Origin of the sequence: Flavobacterium piscisymbiosum (assembly GCF_020905295.1) — a bacterium.
GTDB classification, from domain to species: domain Bacteria; phylum Bacteroidota; class Bacteroidia; order Flavobacteriales; family Flavobacteriaceae; genus Flavobacterium; species Flavobacterium piscisymbiosum.
Genome location: NZ_JAJJMM010000001.1, coordinates 3588659 through 3606651, shown reverse-complemented (window position 1 = coordinate 3606651; position 17993 = coordinate 3588659). Strand labels below are relative to the sequence as shown.

The 17993-nt window shown below is 33.3% G+C and carries 16 protein-coding genes; 2 read left to right on the top strand and 14 right to left on the bottom strand.

Annotated features, from left to right (window positions below; all coding sequences use genetic code 11):
- Positions 1–104 precede the first annotated feature (104 nt).
- Positions 105–1166 (top strand): pectate lyase family protein, encoded by a 1062-nt coding sequence (locus LNP81_RS15755; protein ID WP_230037417.1) that lies wholly within the window; start codon positions 105–107, stop codon positions 1164–1166.
- 74 nt (positions 1167–1240) lie between these two features.
- Here the strand turns inward: LNP81_RS15755 and argH are convergent, their stop codons facing one another.
- The 14 genes from argH to LNP81_RS15685 form a co-directional block, all read right to left on the bottom strand.
- The gene (gene argH, locus LNP81_RS15750) at positions 1241–2521 is read right to left on the bottom strand and encodes an argininosuccinate lyase (RefSeq protein ID WP_230037415.1); all 1281 of its coding nucleotides are present in this window, start codon (positions 2519–2521) and stop codon (positions 1241–1243) included.
- A gap of 39 nt (positions 2522–2560) precedes the next feature.
- Positions 2561–3265: an HNH endonuclease gene (locus LNP81_RS15745; protein ID WP_230037413.1), complete on the bottom strand. Its 705-nt coding sequence runs from the start codon at positions 3263–3265 to the stop codon at positions 2561–2563.
- 30 nt (positions 3266–3295) lie between these two features.
- Complete coding sequence (locus LNP81_RS15740) at positions 3296–4366, bottom strand: M20 family metallo-hydrolase (protein ID WP_230037411.1); 1071 nt, start codon at positions 4364–4366, stop codon at positions 3296–3298.
- A gap of 202 nt (positions 4367–4568) precedes the next feature.
- Positions 4569–5342, bottom strand: coding sequence for an acetylglutamate kinase (argB, locus tag LNP81_RS15735; protein ID WP_230037409.1), 774 nt, complete (start codon positions 5340–5342; stop codon positions 4569–4571).
- Between the two features lie 98 nt (positions 5343–5440).
- A complete protein-coding gene (locus LNP81_RS15730; protein ID WP_230037407.1) occupies positions 5441–6388 on the bottom strand; it encodes an N-acetylornithine carbamoyltransferase in 948 nt (315 codons plus the stop codon).
- Between the two features lie 87 nt (positions 6389–6475).
- Positions 6476–7237, bottom strand: a complete 762-nt coding sequence (gene proB, locus LNP81_RS15725) for a glutamate 5-kinase (RefSeq protein WP_230037405.1) — start codon at positions 7235–7237, stop codon at positions 6476–6478.
- Positions 7238–7464: 227 nt separating this feature from the next.
- The gene (locus tag LNP81_RS15720) at positions 7465–8718 is read right to left on the bottom strand and encodes a glutamate-5-semialdehyde dehydrogenase (protein WP_346432757.1); all 1254 of its coding nucleotides are present in this window, start codon (positions 8716–8718) and stop codon (positions 7465–7467) included.
- Between the two features lie 303 nt (positions 8719–9021).
- Positions 9022–9459 carry a hypothetical protein gene (locus LNP81_RS15715; RefSeq protein WP_230037401.1) on the bottom strand — a complete coding sequence of 146 codons (438 nt, stop codon included), beginning with the start codon at positions 9457–9459 and terminating at the stop codon, positions 9022–9024.
- Complete coding sequence (locus tag LNP81_RS15710; protein ID WP_230037399.1) at positions 9459–10598, bottom strand: aspartate aminotransferase family protein; 1140 nt, start codon at positions 10596–10598, stop codon at positions 9459–9461. The genes LNP81_RS15715 and LNP81_RS15710 overlap by 1 nt, the downstream gene beginning before the upstream one ends.
- A 90-nt stretch (positions 10599–10688) precedes the next feature.
- Positions 10689–11666: an N-acetyl-gamma-glutamyl-phosphate reductase gene (gene argC / locus LNP81_RS15705; RefSeq protein WP_230037397.1), complete on the bottom strand. Its 978-nt coding sequence runs from the start codon at positions 11664–11666 to the stop codon at positions 10689–10691.
- A gap of 105 nt (positions 11667–11771) precedes the next feature.
- Positions 11772–12155, bottom strand: a complete 384-nt coding sequence (locus LNP81_RS15700) for a hypothetical protein (protein WP_230037394.1) — start codon at positions 12153–12155, stop codon at positions 11772–11774.
- A gap of 71 nt (positions 12156–12226) precedes the next feature.
- Positions 12227–13420, bottom strand: a complete 1194-nt coding sequence (locus LNP81_RS15695) for an argininosuccinate synthase (RefSeq protein ID WP_230037392.1) — start codon at positions 13418–13420, stop codon at positions 12227–12229.
- Positions 13421–13485: 65 nt separating this feature from the next.
- Positions 13486–14127 (bottom strand): GNAT family N-acetyltransferase, encoded by a 642-nt coding sequence (locus tag LNP81_RS15690; RefSeq protein ID WP_065449613.1) that lies wholly within the window; start codon positions 14125–14127, stop codon positions 13486–13488.
- A 560-nt stretch (positions 14128–14687) separates the two neighbouring features.
- On the bottom strand, positions 14688–16958 hold the full coding sequence (locus LNP81_RS15685; RefSeq protein ID WP_230037390.1) for a M1 family metallopeptidase: 2271 nt from the start codon (positions 16956–16958) through the stop codon (positions 14688–14690).
- Positions 16959–17144: 186 nt separating this feature from the next.
- On the opposite strand from LNP81_RS15685, the gene LNP81_RS15680 reads away from it, so the two are divergent.
- The gene (locus LNP81_RS15680; RefSeq protein ID WP_230037388.1) at positions 17145–17993 is read left to right on the top strand and encodes an aldose 1-epimerase family protein; all 849 of its coding nucleotides are present in this window, start codon (positions 17145–17147) and stop codon (positions 17991–17993) included.

Sequence of the window (17993 nt, the reverse complement as noted above, 5' to 3'; positions counted from 1 at the left end):
TTTTCAGTAAAACGACTGATTGTAAACTTTAATAATTAAATTTGTGTAATCGATTACATTTAATTGATAGATTATAGAAAACCACAAAAAACTAACTTATAAAAATGAAACAAAATCTGCTATTACTCTTTTTCTTATTGAGTATGTCTTCTATTTTTGCGCAAAATTACTATATGGAATCTCCGGAAGGATTTGGTGCAGCCACTACTGGAGGAGGCAACTCTACTCCTGTTATAGTAACAACTTATGCTGAATTGTTATCAAAAATTAAATTAAAATCGCCTGCTGTAGTTTTAGTATCAGGAATAATTACTATTTCAAGTGGCGAACCTATTCATGAAGTAGTTACCAATAAAACTATTTTAGGATTGCCAGGCGCGAAATTAGTGAACGAAACACAATCGAATCCCGGGGCAGGTATTTTAAGTTTAAAACCAGGATCTAATAATGTAATTATCAGAAATCTTGTTTTCGTTGGCCCAGGCGCTTATGATATTGATGGTCAGGATAATTTAACCGCTGATTGCACGAATCTTTGGGTTGATCATTGTGAGTTTCAGGATGGTCAGGACGGAAATTATGATAATAAAGGAAAAACAGATAATGTAACCATTTCATGGTGTAAATTTACTTATCTAAAACCACCAAAATCAGGCGGTTCAGGTGGTGCAGACGATCATAGGTTTAGTGATCTTATTGGTTCCAACAAAAATGATTTTCCTGCTGACGGACATTACAGCATTACTTTTAAGAATTGTTATTGGGCAGAAGGTTGTAAACAGCGTATGCCTCGTGGCAGAAATTTAGAAATTCATATTCTGAATTGTTATTATAATACGTCAGAATCTGGTTCTTTGGCCATTGGTTTAGGCGGTGGTGTTAAAAATTCGACTTGTTATGTTGAAGGGACTGATTTTGCAAAAGTAGAAAAGGTTTTTAAAGACTACATAAGTACAGACGGCGGAACGGTAGGAATTGTATTTGATCGTTGTCGCAAAGGCCCAATGGATTTTGGCACTAAAGTAAATAAACCATCTTATCCTTACACCACAATCCCTGTTGGAAAAGTGGAACAATATGTAACTAATACATCGTGTGGTGCAGGTGCAACACTTCAGGTAAGTTCTGTTGGTGTAATCTCTACAAGCTGCGCAAACAAAAGTTGATCATCATTATAATTTTCATAAAAAAGCCGATTTGTATCACTTACAAATCGGCTTTTTTATTGGCTGAAACGCTTTTAAAGCGCTGCTTTCATTTTGTCTTTGATAGCATCTAAACATAAGTTATTGATGCTGCCTTCATGCGTATGTTTTGTTTCTTTTGGAGATTGATATGTTCCTGCTTCCAACTGTTCTGCAACGGCTTTGTATGCATCTCTAAAAGGTATTCCGGCAACCACCATTTCGTTTAAAGTATCGACTGTAAACAAATAATCGTATTTTTTATCTTTTAAGATGTTGTCTTTTACTGTAATATCTTTTACAGAGAAAATCGCAATATCCAGACATGCTTTTAAGTTTTGAAGCGCTGGAAACAATCCTTCTTTTAAAAGCTGTAAATCTCTGTGATAACCGCTTGGTAGATTATTAGTAATTAAAGTGATTTCGTATGGAAGCGCCTGAATCTTGTTGCATTTTCCTCTGATTAATTCGAAAACATCTGGGTTTTTCTTGTGAGGCATAATGCTCGATCCTGTTGTAAGATGTGCCGGCAAACCAATAAAATCAAAGTTTTGACTCATGTACAAACAAACATCCATTGCAAATTTTGATAACGTTCCGGCAACACTTGCCATTGCAAATGCAACGGTTTTCTCTGCTTTTCCGCGGCTCATTTGTGCTGCAACAGCGTTGAATTTTAGAGTTTCGAAACCTAATTCCTGAGTTGTAAATGTTCTGTTGATAGGAAACGAACTTCCGTAACCTGCTGCAGAACCCAACGGGTTTTGATCTACAATTTTTAAAGCTGCGTTTAACATCGTAACATCATCAATGAAACTTTCGGCGTAAGCCGAAAACCACATCCCGAATGATGATGGCATCGCGATTTGCAAGTGCGTATATCCTGGCAATAAAACATTTTGGTGTTTCTCTGCCGATTCCATTAGCAAATCAAACAATGTTTTTACTTGTTCTTTTAAGGCTTTTAGTTCGTCTTTTAAGTATAAATGAACATCTACCAGAACCTGATCGTTACGAGAACGTGCCGTATGGATTTTCTTTCCGGCATCGCCCAATTTTACGGTCAATAAATATTCTATTTTAGAATGTACGTCTTCGAAACTATCTTCGATTTCGAAATTACCTATTACAACATCTGCAATGATTTCGTTTAATGCATCAACTAAAGAAGTGGTTTCTTCTTGCGTTAATAAACCAATTTGATCGAGCATTTTGGCGTGTGCGATTGAACCTAAAGCATCGTATTTTGCAAGAACTAAATCCAATTCACGATCGTTTCCTACTGTGAAATGTTCGATTTGCTTATCTGTTGGTATTCCTTTTTCCCAAAGTTTCATAACTTAGTTTTTTAGATTTTTTAGAAACAAATGTTTCTCTTAAATTACTGTTTTTTTGAAGATGTTATTGTAATGAAACTCTAAGTACTTTAAATTACCTTCTTTTAATTTGATTTTCATCTTTTCATTAATACCAATTTTTTCAATGTCTTCTAATTCTTTTGAAATCTTAATAAATCCACTTTTATCAAAAGTGATAAATCCTAAATCAAATAATTTATCATAAGTCGGCAAAAGTAAAAGTCCATTAAATTTATCTACTTTTTCGTCATTGTTGGATACTTTCCATGGCTTTATGTGTGATGCTATTAAAAACCTAACATCTTTATAACCTGACAATGAACAGCCTTTCCAAATTTTTATTAAATCATTTCTATATTTTCCTTGTCCAATTCTGCTTAAAATAATTGCTTCCTTTTCTAACTCTCTTAAATTAGGATCATTTTCAATTTTTTCAATTTCCAGCAAAATTCCTTCATCTTCTAGAAATTCAATATATAAATCTAATGAACGACTATACATTCTATTTCCTCTTTTATTTTTTGAAAGAAATTCAGTGTAACTAAAATATTCCTCTTTAAGCTTAAGAATTTCTTCAGACTTTATAATTTTATATAAATCAATATTTCTTTCCAAAGATTTTTTAAAATGATTTGAAATTGTAGTTATAGTTTTTGAATACTTCTCAGATTTAGAAATAGACTTTTTATTTACTTGTATCCACTTATCAAATTTTTCTCTCATAATAAAGATCTTAATCCTAAAAAAACAAAATTATAATTTAAAAAAATCGGTTAGTATTTTGATATACAAGTCGACTCCTTCTTCGATTTCGTTGATGAAAATAAATTCGTCTGCTGAATGTGAACGTAATGTTTCTCCTGGTCCTAGTTTTAATGACTGACAGCTTAAAACAGATTGATCTGAAAGCGTTGGTGAGCCATAAGTTGTTCTTCCTAAAGCGATTCCGGCTTGTACTAAACCGTGAGTAACTGGAATAGATGACGCATTTAAATGCATAGATCTAGGCGTTACTTCGGCGTTTACATTTGCTTTTACTACTTCAAGAATCTCGGCATTTGTATAACGATCTGTTACGCGAATATCGACAACCAAATCGCATTCTGATGGTACAACATTATGTTGTTTTCCTGCGCTGATTTGCGTTACGGTCATTTTTACAGGACCTAAAACATCTGAGATTTTATCGAATTTATAGTTTTTAAACCATTCCATTACGGGAATTGATTTGTATAATGAATTATCGTCGTTTTGATGTGCAGCGTGACTTGCAGTTCCTTTTACTTTTACATCCAAAACCAATAAACCTTTCTCAGCCACAGCCAATTGCATTAAAGTTGGTTCACCTACAATTGCGCAATCTAACTCCGGTAAATGTTTTAAAACGCTGTTTAAACCATTTTTTCCGCTGCTTTCTTCTTCTGCCGAAGCTACAATTACGAGGTTATGAGATAAATTTTGATTCTCGTAAAAATGAACGAAAGTTGCTAATAATGAAACTAAGCATCCTCCGGCATCATTGCTTCCTAACCCGAATAATTTACCGTCTTTTTCGATCGCTTTAAACGGATCGTTTGTATAGGCTTGATTTGGTTTTACGGTATCGTGGTGTGAATTTAGTAAAAGTGTTGGTTTATTTTCGTCGAAATATTTATTGAAAGCCCACACATTATTATTTTCTCTATTGAAAGGAATCTCGTTTTGATTGAACCAATTTTCTATCAAAAGTGCTGTTTGATCTTCTTCACTTGAAAATGAAGGGGTTTCGATCAGGCTTTTTAATAAACTAATTGCTTCCTGGGTAAGCGTTGCAATATTTTTCATAGTTATGGTTTCTTTACCGTGATCCCGATAGCTATCGGGACGAAGTCACAAAGTTTTTAATTAAATCTGTGACGATTTTAATTTGCGCAAATTTCTTAAATTAATATTTAAAATGCCTTGTGCAATGCTCTTTTTTTGCCACAGATTAAAAGATTTTCACAGATTTTAATCCTTTCAATCCGCTAATCTGTGGCTATATTTTTTATAACGTAATGGTGGTGTGCAGAACATCAGGATTTTGAAGCATTTTATGATGCCCGATTTTGATTTTCTGAACGCCTCTTGATAAACTATTGAAGCAATTATCCAGTTTAGGAATCATTCCGGAATGAATAACTTTTTCTGCCTTTAGTTTGTTGTATAATTCTTCGTTGATTTCTGTTATTACAGATGAATCATCCTCTGAATCTTGCAAAACGCCTTGTTTTTCGAAACAATATGTTAGCGTAACATCAAAAACCTCAGACAATGCAATTGATAATTCGCTTGCAATGGTATCTGCATTTGTGTTTAACAATTGTCCGTTTTTATCGTGTGTAATAGCACAGAAAACAGGAACGATTCCTGCTTCAAGTAAAGTTGCCAATAACTTTGTATTGACTTTTTTTACATCGCCTACAAATCCGTAATCTATCGTTGGATGATTTCGTTTTGTTGACTGAATCAAATTCCCGTCAGCTCCTGAAAATCCCATTGCGTTGTTGTCTTTAGCTTGTAATTGCGCCACAACATCTTTATTGATTTGTCCGGCGTAAATCATTACAACTACATCAAGCATTGCGGCATCGGTAATTCGGCGGCCTTCAATCATTTGAGGAACCAAACCAATACTTTGCGCCATTTTTGTAGCCGATTTTCCACCACCGTGAACTAAAACTTTATAGCCTTCGATTTTAGAAAAGTCGGTTAAGAATTGTTCTAACTCTTTTGGATTGTCGATGATGTTTCCACCTATTTTTATTACGGTAACTCTCATAAGATGCTAAGGTACTAAGATTCTAAGTTGCTAAGATTTATTCTAAAATTCTAAAAATACTTAGCAGCTTAGTACCTTAGAAACTTAGTAGCTTTAAACTACATTTTCTTCAAAATCTTCTGTAAAACTAATTGCGCTGAATAGGTTCTGTTATTTGCTTGCTGAATTACGATTGAATTCTCGCTATCAATAACTTCATCGGTTACAATTACGTTACGACGAACAGGAAGACAGTGCATGAATTTTCCGTTGTTAGTTAATGCCATTTTTTCTGCAGTAACAGTCCAGTTTGGATCTATGTTGGTTACTTTTCCGTAATCGTTGAAGTTGCTCCAGTTTTTAACGTAAACGAAATCGGCATTTTCGAACGCTTTGTTTTGGTCGTATTCGATTTTGCAGTCTTTTGTTATTTCCGGACTTAGTTCGTAACCTTCTGGATGTGTGATTACAAAATCCATGTCTTTTTGCATTTGCATCATTTCTACAAATGAATTTGCAACAGCTTGTGGCAACGCTTTTGGATGCGGAGCCCAAGATAAAACTACTTTTGGTTTATGCTTCGTTTTGTATTCCTCCATCGTAATAGCGTCTGCCAAAGATTGCATTGGATGACGAACGGCACTTTCCATATTCACGATTGGCACTGTTGCGTGTTTCAGGAATCCTGAAATTACCGTTTCAGCATAATCTTTTTCTTTGTCTACCAAACCTGCAAAAGCACGAATGGCGATAATATCGCAATATTGAGAAACTACTTCGGCAGCTTCTTTAATATGCTCTGAAGCTCCTGAATTCATAATAGCTCCATCTTCGAACTCTAATGTCCAGCCTTCATTGGTGAAGTTCATCACCATAACGTTCATCCCTAAGTTTATAGCTGCTTTTTGAGTACTCAAACGCGTTCTTAAACTCGGGTTAAAGAATAACATTCCTAAGGTTTTGTTTTTCCCTAAGTCTTGATTTTTAAGTGGGTTCTTTTTGATTTTTAACGCACTTTTTACCCATTTTGATAATGAGTCGATATCTTGTATTGAAATATAGTTCATGTCTTTTTCTTGTTTAATCGTTAATTTGTTTAACTGTTTATTTGCCCGATCGATTAACCGAATTAACGATTAAACAAATAAACATTTCTACACAATTTTCGTAAAAGGAATTTCTCCTTCTAATGCTTTTAAAATAAAATTATCATTTAATCCGTTTACGATCCAGGTTTCTATGTTGGCCGCTTTTGCGATTCCGGCTGCTTCGATTTTGGACTGCATTCCACCTGTTCCGTGTGATGATTTTGATTCTCCGATTTCCTTTTCTAATACTTTTAGATCGTTTACCAATTTTATCGTTTCAGGATTTTCATCGTGAATAGAATCTTTCGTGTAAATTCCGTTTGTATTGGTCGCAATAATCAGAATATCAACATTTAAAAGAACTGCCGTTAGTGCCGCTAATTTATCATTATCTCCAAACCGAATCTCATCTGTAGCAACGGTATCATTTTCATTAATAATCGGAATGTAATTGTTCTCGACCAAAACATTTATGGTATTGACAATATTTACTTTCGATTGCTCTTTTTCAAAATCAGAATAAGACAATAAACATTGTGATGTCAATAATCCTAAATCGCTGAAATTCTCATGAAAAATCCGCATTAAATGAGGTTGTCCAATTGAAGCTAAGGCTTGTTTTAATGCAATTTCCTTGCCTTTACTTTCGAGTTTTACAAATTGTTTGGCGGCTGCAATGGCTCCTGAACTTACGATTACAAATTCGTAATCTTTGTTAAGAGCGGCAATTTGCATACCAATATCTTCAATCTTTCCCCGCGAAATATGATTCGTTTCTTTGGTTAAAGTATTACTTCCTATTTTTAATAAAATCCTCTTTTTAGTCATTTTTTTTTAGTGGCTAAGGTTCTGAGTTGCTATCCCGAAGCCTCGGGACTAAGTTTTTATATTGTAAACGTTTTTTTACCGCAAAGTGCGCAAGGTTTTTTTTTATATTCTTTGTGTTTTACAAACGGTAAGTTCGCAAAGCTTTGTCTATAATTACATTCCAATAATTTGAAATCAAAAAATCGTTGCTCATCAATCTAAAATCTAAAATTAGAAATCTAAAATTATTATCGTATTTGTCCTTCTCCGTACACGTACCATTTGTTTGTCACGAGATGTTGAAGTCCAATTGGTCCTCTTTGATGTAATTTATCGGTGCTTATCGCTAATTCTCCACCCAAGCCAAATTGTCCTCCGTCGGTAAAACGGGTGGATGCATTTTGATAAACAGCAGCGGTATCAACGGCATCCATAAATTCTTGTGCTGCTTTGTCATCTTTCGTAATAATTACTGCCGAATGTCCTCCGCAATATTTATTGATTTTATCAATTGCATTTTCCTCGGAATCAATGGTTCCGATTACAATTTTATAATCTAAAAATTCTTCATACCACATATCTTCATTCTGAAGTGTTTCTGTGTCTTCAAAACTTTTTAAAGATTCGTCAACAATCACTTCTACATTAGATTCTTTTAATGTTTCTATTAAAATAGCTGCAAAACCTTCAAAATTGGGTAATTTAGAATCTATTAAAACCTTATCTACCGCATTACAAGCAGAGATTTTTGAGATTTTAGCATTCAAAATTATTTTTAAAGCCAAATCAGTATCTGCATCTTTATGAACGTATACAAAATTATTTCCGCGTCCGCTTACTATCACCGGGCACGTTGCGTGCGCTTTTACAAACTCAATTAATTTTTCTCCTCCTCTTGGAACGATTAAATCTACTTTTTGAGTTGGTTTTTCTAAAAAAGCCTGAGTTTCTGCGCGGTTATAATTCAAATACTCGACCCAATCTTTCGAAACTCTATTTTCTTCTAAAGCCTGATGCCATAAATCAACAATTTTCAAATTCGATTTTAAAGCTTCTTTTCCTCCTTTTAATAAAATCTTATTTCCGGATTTAAATGCGATTCCTCCCGCTTCGATTGTAACATCCGGGCGAGATTCGTAAATGATTAAAATCGTTCCAAAAGCTGCTGTTTTATTAATGACTTTTATTCCATTATCATGAGTAAAATGAAAACGCTCTACTCCAACAGGATCTTCCTGCGAAGCCAATTGGTTCAACGATAAAATCATCTCGTCGACTTTTTTATCATCTACTTTCAAGCGTTCTTCCATTGCTAAATCTGAACCGTCATAAGCGAGTAAATCTTCTTGATTGGTTAAGATAATCTGACTCCGTTCCTTCTCGACGAGTTTTGCCATCGAGTGCAAAACCAGATTGCGTTTTTCAATTGATAATGGATTCATAATTTCTAGTTGGTTGGTTGTTTTTTGGTTGTTTCTAAAATCTAAATTGCGATGAAATATATAGGTCGGCAAGTAAGACTCCGTAATACAGAAAAATATTGACTACTAACCATATACTTCTTTTTATATTATTATCTAACGAAAAATAAACTCTTAAAATTTGTTTTATTAATACTACAACAGAAGATAATACAACAGCAAAATATATAAAAAAAAGAACTTGATTTATCAGTTCTGTATATTTGAATATAACAAACATACTTTGTACATTTCTAATTAAAATAGCCCAAAAAATAATAAACAAATAAGCTATAGACTGGTATTTGAGAAATGAATCTGAAATTAAAAAGCTTTTATTCATCATTATTTAATTTTAAATCCTAAAACTACTTTTTGCATTTCATTTTCCTTCAACTCATATTTAAATATCAAAGAATCATAACAGTTGCATTCTAATTGTTTCTCAATTAATGGGGCATACTTCTTAATTTTTTCTTTAACAAAAGCATCATTTTTGACTTCAGAAAATTGAATTTCAAAATTTTCTAAAGAGTCCAGTCTTTTATTTTGGCAATCTCTTAAATACCATAAATTAGCCGTATTATTATAAGTATCAACATCTACTTGTTCGTATGTATTGATCTCTTTTTTCATTGCTTCCAAAACTTTTTCAAGTTCTTTTGAAGGAACATATTCAGGTGCTCTTCTCATTCCCCATGCAAATGGATTCAGAAAAAGTAACATTGGAAATAAAACACCAATGATCAAAAGAGCACCTAAAATATTTTTTAATGGCTTCATTAATTTTGAAGCTCTTCTAAACTTTCTTTTAAAGCTACAATAAAGGTATCAATATCTGATTTTTTTACTGTCAAAGGCGGCAAAATTCTTAACAGATTTTTATTGTTGGCACTTCCTGTAAAAATGTGTTTTTCAATAATTAGTTTTTTTCTTAAAGCTGCTACATCAAAATCAAATTCAACGCCAAGCATTAAACCTTTTCCTTTTACTTGCTTAATTCCGGGAACTTGTTTGATTTGTTCTAAGAAATATTCATAAACTTCGTTTACGTTTTTCTGTAAATCTAGTTTTTCAATTACGTCAAGAACTGCAATTCCTGCAGCACAAGATAAATGGCTTCCGCCGAAAGTAGTTCCTAATAATCCGAAACTTGCTTCAAATTTTGGAGAGATTAAAATGGCTCCAACCGGAAATCCATTCCCCATTCCTTTTGCAACTGAAATAATATCAGCGTTGATTCCGTGATGTTGGAAAGCGAAGAATTTTCCGCTTCTTCCGTATCCTGATTGTACTTCGTCTAAAATCAAAACTACATCGTGTTTTTTACATGCTTTTTCTAAAGCTTGAAAAAATTCTGTCGTTCCCTGATCTAAACCTCCAACTCCCTGAATTCCTTCGATAATTACTGCTGTAACATCTCCTTTAGCCAATTCAGCTTCAACTAGTTCGATTTGGTTTAAAGGTAAAAAAGTAACTACTTGCTGTGCATTTATTGGCGCTACGATTTTCTTGTTATCTGTAACCGCAACGGCTGCAGAAGTTCTTCCATGGAAAGAATTATCAAAAGCGACAACTCTTGATTTTCCATTATGGAAAGAAGCTAATTTTAACGCATTTTCGTTTGCTTCAGCACCAGAACTGCATAAAAACAATTCGTAATCTTCTAATCCTGAAAGCTTTCCTAATTTCTGAGCTAATTCTACCTGCAAAGGATTCTGAATAGCATTCGAATAAAATCCTAAATGATCTAATTGATTTTTTAATTTGGCTACATAATCAGGTTGCGTATGGCCAATTGAAATCACACCATGTCCGCTATATAAGTCTAAATATTCTACTCCGTTATTGTCTGTAATTGTGCAATCTACTGCTTTTACAGGAGTGATATCATAAAGTGGGTATACGTTGAATAAATTCATGTCTTGAAAAGTTATATGTTATTTGTTATGAGTTAGAAGTTTTAAATAAAGACGTTAAAAAACGTTTAACTTTTAACCCATAACTTTTTCCTAAAATCCGCTTGGTTTCAAATGTAAACCGGTGGTTTCTTCTAATCCGAACATTAAATTCATATTTTGAATCGCTTGTCCTGAAGCACCTTTGGTTAAGTTATCAATGATTGACGTTATTAAAACCCGGTTTCCTTTTTTCAATAAACTAATGATACATTTGTTGGTTTGAACAACTTGTTTCATATTGATGTTTGTCGTTGTTACGGTTACAAAAGGCTCATTTTTATAGAAATCCTGATATTTCGCCACTAAATCTTCTAAACTTTCTTCAGAATCAGTATATAAAGTCGCAAAAATTCCTCTTGTAAAGTCTCCTCTATTCGGAACAAAAATCAATTCATCTGAATAATCTGCCTGCAATTGATTCACGCTTTGGTTGATTTCGCCTAAATGCTGGTGTTCAAAAGCCTTATAATGAGACATATTATTATTTCTCCAACTAAAATGAGAAGTTTCGGCAAGACTTACGCCCGCACCTGTGCTTCCGGTTGTGGCATTAATATGAACGTCATTTTTAAGCAAATTATTTTTAGCCAAAGGCAAAAGAGCCAATTGAATTGCTGTTGCAAAACAACCCGGATTTGCAATGAAATTTGCTTTTTTGATTTCCGCTTTATTCAATTCAGGCAATCCGTAAACAAATTCTTTTCCTTCGAAAACAGCATCTTTTGTCAATCTGAAATCATTTCCTAAATCAATGATTTTGGTGTGACTTGCAAACTTATTTTCCTCAAGAAACGAAATAGATTTTCCGTGACCCAAACATAAAAAAACAACATTCACATTCGGATTCACCACATCAGTAAAATTCATTTCAATATCTCCCATCAAATCGTGGTGCGCCACAGAAAGCGGTTTCCCTGCATTTGTCGTACTGTAAACAAAATCAATGTTTACATTGGGATGATACATTAATATTCTGATCAATTCTCCGGCCGTGTAGCCCGAACCACCAATTATTCCGATATTAATCATAATTTTTATTTTTTTAGATATATTGTTAAATCGAATTCGATTTATAATATCTTTTGTGTTTTTAGATTAAACAATCTTAAAAAGTTGTCTAATCTCCTAGTTTTTTTAATCAATAGCAAAAACAAATTCTGCGGATATAAACTTTATGTAATATGTCTTTATCTGCTCAGGACTTAATGATTGTGTGTCATGTACAGATTCAACATTATAAACTTCGGTATAATTAGAATTTGCACCAATTTCAATATATGGAGGAACTCTTTTAATAGGAGTTAATATCAATCCGTTATAATTGGCAGTTACGCTTGATGTTCCTTTTACAGCAACATCATTAGGATTAGTATATTTTATTTCATAATGTAATCGAGATGAATTATTACCTGTGTCAGCTGTAAATTCAAATAATAAAACTTCATAAGTAACCGGTTTTAAAGTTTCCTTTTCCGGCGTATCGTTATCACTTGAACAACCAAGAAATAGCAGAAACATTGGAAGTAAAAAAAAATACTTTTGTTTTCATAAAAATTAAGTTTTATTTTTTTTTAATAAATCATCAGAAATTAATCATGATCTAAATGATTTACAGATGAAAATATGTTTTGTGCATTTCCTAAAATCTTAATAAATCCTTTTGCATCGTCAGAAGTCCATGCATTGTTCATTTCTCCGTATTGACCAAAACCAGTATTCATTAAATCATTATCTGATTCAATTCCGTCAAGCGAAAAATGATATGGTTTTAGAGAAACGATTACAACTCCATTTACTGTTTTTTGTGTGTCTTGCAAGAATGTCTCAATATTTCTCATTACAGGATCTAAAAACTGACCTTCGTGAAATAACATTCCGTACCAGTTTCCTAATTGTTCTTTCCAGTATTGTTGCCATTTACCAAGTGTGTGTTTCTCTAATAAATGGTGCGCTTTGATGATAATTAATGGTGCAGCAGCCTCAAAACCAACTCTTCCTTTAATACCTATAATAGTATCACCTACGTGAATATCTCTACCAATTGCAAAGGCATTTGCCAGTTTTTCAAGAGCTACAATATTATTTGATGGTTTGTCTAATTGACCGTTTATTCCAACTAATTCTCCTTGCTCAAAATGCAATCTTACTTTTTCTTCTCCTTCTTTTTTCAATTGCGACGGATAAGCGTCACCAGGCAATGGCTGGCTTGAAGTAAGAGTTTCTTTTCCTCCTACACTTGTTCCCCAAAGTCCTTTATTAATCGAATATTGTGCTTTTTCCCAAGAATAGTGAACTCCGTTTTTAGACAAATAATCAACTTCTTCTTGTCTTGATAATTTTAAATCTCTAATTGGAGTGATGATTTCAATTTCCGGAGCGATGGTTTGGAAAATCAAATCAAAACGAATCTGGTCATTTCCAGCACCTGTACTTCCATGTGCGATGGCGCTTGCTCCTACTTTTTTAGCATATTTAATGGCTTCAATTGCCTGAAAAACACGCTCTGCACTTACTGATAATGGATAAGTATTGTTTTTTAATACGTTTCCAAAAATCAAATATTTTATTGCTTTATCATAATATTTGTCTACGATAGTTAGGTTGGCGTGTTGCGCGCTTCCTAATTCGTAAGCTCTTTTTTCGATTGCTGATAATTCTTCAGCATCAAATCCTCCTGTATCTACAAGTACGGTGTGAACTTCGTAACCTTTCTCATTTTTTAAATATTTCAAACAATACGAGGTATCTAATCCTCCACTATAAGCTAATACAACTTTTTTCATTTTTTATAATTTAGGCTAATACTTTCGTATGTAGCAAGTTTGAGATTTCTTTTTTAATTTTATTCTTAAGATAAAAAACCGAAAGACAGTATTTTATTTAAGAATAAAGCTTGTTTTATTTTTTTTAATCTGCTTAAAACAGCCTCATTAAAAGGATGTCTTGGCGGATCTTTCTGCTTTTCTTTTGGATCATACAGCATTCCGGTACAAAGACACATTTTGTTTTCTTTGCTTTTTAGAATTTCGTAATTGGTACAGGTTTTACATCCTGACCAAAAACTTGGATCTGTTGTAAGTTCAGAGAAAGGCACTGGTTTGTATCCTAAATCAGAGTTTATTTTCATTACAGCCAAACCTGTTGTAATACCAAATATCTTAGCGTCCGGGTATCTTTTTAGAGAATAATCAAATACTTTTGATTTGATTTTTTTCGCCAAACCTAAACTTCTGTAATCCGGATGAACAATTAAGCCGGAATGGGCCACGAATTTTCCGTGTTGCCAACTTTCGATATAACAAAAACCTGCAAATTTTCCATCTGCCAAAGCAATCATCGCATCGCCGTTCGACATTTTTTTCTGAATGTATTCAGGAGTTCTTTTAGCAATCCCTGTACCTCTTAACAAGGCAGATGATTCTATTGTATCGCAAATTTCCTGTGCGAATTTGAAGTGTTCTTCCTGAGTAACAACAATAGAGATTTTCATTTCAATAGTTGAAGTTAGAGTTAAAAATTAAAACGTATTGTTTAGTTTGAAATCCGGAAATCAGTCCGACAAAAATAGACATAATAGAAGTAACATTCTCAAAATCAAAAACTTGATTAAGAAAAATCGAAAAACTATATATACTTTTAGGATATGTTTGTCCAATGGACAAATGTTGTGATTTCAAAATGAAAAATGAATATAAATAAATACGCGGCGAAAAACTCTGTGAATACTATAGAGATAGTATCCGTACTTCGGGAGAAGTTACAGGTGTGTTTGTCCGTGACAAAGAAGTTATATGTAAACTTATTTTATTCATCGGTGCAAAAGTACACTATTTTTTTATTTCCAAAACAAAAAATTAAAATTCTAACATTTTTTTAATGTTATGTTGTTTTTTTTTTAAAGGTGCTAAGATTCTAAGTTACTAAGATTCTAAGGCTTTACCGATACCAAAACTAAAAAACTTGAAACCTGAAACCTTAAACTTCAAATTAAAAGAAAACCCGATAGTTGTTACTAACTATCGGGTTTTAAAAACTTTATATTTTATGAACTTACTTTTTTGTAAACGGAATCGTTTCTCCGTTACCTAAAATAATCATATCGAAACCTGTTTTAGCTTCATTAAATTTAAATTTTAATCCGGCACTTGTAGATTGAAATGTATCTTTTTCGTTTTCTACAGGAGCGACAGTAAACTTAGGAAAGTTTGTAATTTCAACATTTAATGTGCCGTTCTTTTCAGTAAAATCAATTTTCAAAGGCGCTCTGGTAGTTGAATAGGTTCCTAAATAACCATCTAAAATTACATCCTTCTCTATTTTACCGTTTCCCGACGTCCACACATTATTAGATTCGTTATTATCCGGGAAAACATGATCAGGATCAAGGGTAATACTTTCGATTTCTTCTGTCGAATTATGTTTAAAAGACCATACATTGTTACGCTGCCAGATCTCTACAGGCAATTTAACTCTTGTCACTTTTCCGCTCTTTGTTTTCACGTCTAAAATAACCGGCATTGGCATTTTATCAAAATTTTCTACTGTAATAACCACTCCTTTTGAAGGATCATTTTTTACATATTTAATCGAATTAATTCCCTGATCAAAACGCCAGTTGTTTACGAACCAACTTCTCCAGAACCAACTTAAATCTTCTCCGGCTACATTTTCCATAGATCTGAAAAAGTCATCCGGTTGAGGATGTTTGTAAGCCCAACGCTCAATATAAGTACGGAAAGCAGTATCAAAACGCTCTTTTCCTAATATTTGTTCTCTCAATATTACCAATCCTGAGCTTGGTTTAAAGTAGCACAACATACCAATATTAGCTTCTTTCATATTATCAGGCGAACTCATAATCGTTTCTAAAGCAGGTCTGGTAAATGATTCTGCTGATTTATGCAAATCTGTAGGTTCTTCTACATATTCTCCTTTATTAAAATCGGCAGTACTTAGCGAATTAATAAAAGTATTAAAACCTTCATCCATCCAACCAAATAATCTTTCGTTTGAACCTACAATCATAGGAAACCAGATATGCCCAAATTCATGATCTGTAACTCCCCATAAATCCTGACCTTTTGATTCCCAGCTGCAAAAAACAATTCCAGGATATTCCATTCCGCCTTCATTCCCTGCCACATTTGTCGCTGCCGGATAAGGATATTCAAACCATGTTTTAGAGTAATGTTCTATCGCTGCTTTTACATACTCAGTAGAACGTCCGTAAGCTCCTTGACCTGCACTTTCTACAGGATAAGCAGATAGAGCCAATGATTTTTTACCACTTGGCAAATTGATTTTTGCTCCGTCTAAAACAAAAGCGGGAGATGATGCCCAAGAGAAATCACGAGCATTTTTAATTTGATAATGCCATGTTTTTTCACCCGTAGCATTTGCTGTTGCTGTTGCAGCAACTTCTTCGGCAGAACGAATCGTAACTGTTTTATCACTTTGACCAGCTTCTTTATAACGTTTAAATACTTCTGCCGGCAATACTTCTGCCCCATTTATCAATTCTCCTGAACCTACAACATAATGATTGGCAGGTACCGTAAGTTTTACATCAAAATTACCATATTCTAAGTAAAACTCAGATGCTCCCAAATACGGATGTGTGTTCCAGCCTCTTACATCATCATACACACACATACGTGGATACCATTGTGCAATGGTGAAAATTTTACCATTTTTAGTTTCTAAAACTCCCATTCTGTCTGATCCTTCAAAAGGAGCTGTGAATGCAAATTCGATTTTAACTTTTACAGTACCTCCTTTTGATGCTAATTCTTCTGGAAGAAATATTTGCATTCTGGTATCTGTAACTACATATTTTGCTTCAACATCAGTTTTTTTCTTTCCAACAGAAATTACTCTAACTGATTTGATTTTATTTCCTCCTTCAAAAACCTGACCCTGAGCACCGTTACGGCTTCCTGTTAAAGGCACAACTGCATTTCCTCTTGAATCTTCTTTGAATAAATTTTGGTCTAAATTCAACCATAAAAATCCTAATTTATCAGGGCTATTATTGGTATATGTAATTTCATCTGTACCAATAATTTCATTTGTAGTGGCATTTAGTTTTGCCGTAATTTGATAATCGGCTCTGTTTTGCCAGTACTCAACTCCCGGCTGACCACTTGCAGAACGAGTTGAAGTCCCGTTTTTTGTGTAAAAATGGGGTCCAAACGCATCATGATAACTATAATTATTAACTGGAGTTACTGCTGTTGTTGCAGGCTTTTGTTGTGCCCAAACAGAAGAAATCCCAACAAACAAAGCCATGGTTAATAAGGCTCTTGAAGATTGTATTTTCATATTTTTTAGCTGTTTATGTAGCAAATTAATGAAAAAAAAAGCTATTTACAGAGAAAACACGAAGCTTAAATTGAATTTTAGCAAAATTTTATTAAAAAAATAATTTGAGGCATTTTCCTAAAAAACTAAAATTTATAAAATATATTTACATCACTATAAAATTCATTCATTTCAATACTATATACTTTGAATACAACTATTTCAAATTCAACACTAACTGTATCCATAAAACATGCCGGAGCCGAATTATTTTCGATAAACAACAACAATAAAGAGTACATCTGGGAAGGCAATCCTGATTTTTGGGGGAAGCACTCTCCTATTCTTTTCCCAATTGTGGGAACTTTAAAAAACAATACTTATACCATTGACGGAAAAGAATATCAATTACCAAGACACGGTTTTGCGCGTGATATGGAGTTTCAATTGATTCATAAATCAGAAAACAGTGCTACTTTTTCGTTAGCATCGACAACAGAAACACTTAAGAAATATCCTTTCGAATTTGAATTGCAGCTTATTTACACAATTAAAGATGCTTCGTTAGACATAGAATATAAGGTAATTAATAAAAGTGATAAAAAAATGCCTTTCTCTATTGGAGCTCATCCTGCAATAGCGCTACCTGAAAATTTCGAAAACTATGCTTTTGAATTTGAAAAAGAAGAAACTTTAAAATATTATCTTTTAGAGAATGATTTAATTTCTAATAAAACTAAAGTCTTGGAAACTACTCATAATACCGTTCCTTTAAATTATAGTTTATTCGAGAACGATGCTTTGATTTTTAAAACATTAGAATCAAAATCATTAACGATTCTTGAAAACTCAAAACCGTATTTAAAAGTTGATTTTGAAGATTTCCCAAGTTTAGGACTTTGGACCAAAGAACAAGCTCCTTTTATTTGTATTGAACCTTGGTTGGGTTATTCAGATACTGCTGAAAATTCAGGAGATTTATTCGAAAAAGAAGGAATTTTAGTTTTGGATGCCAATGAAACTTTCCATTCAAAATTTAGTATTACAATATTATAA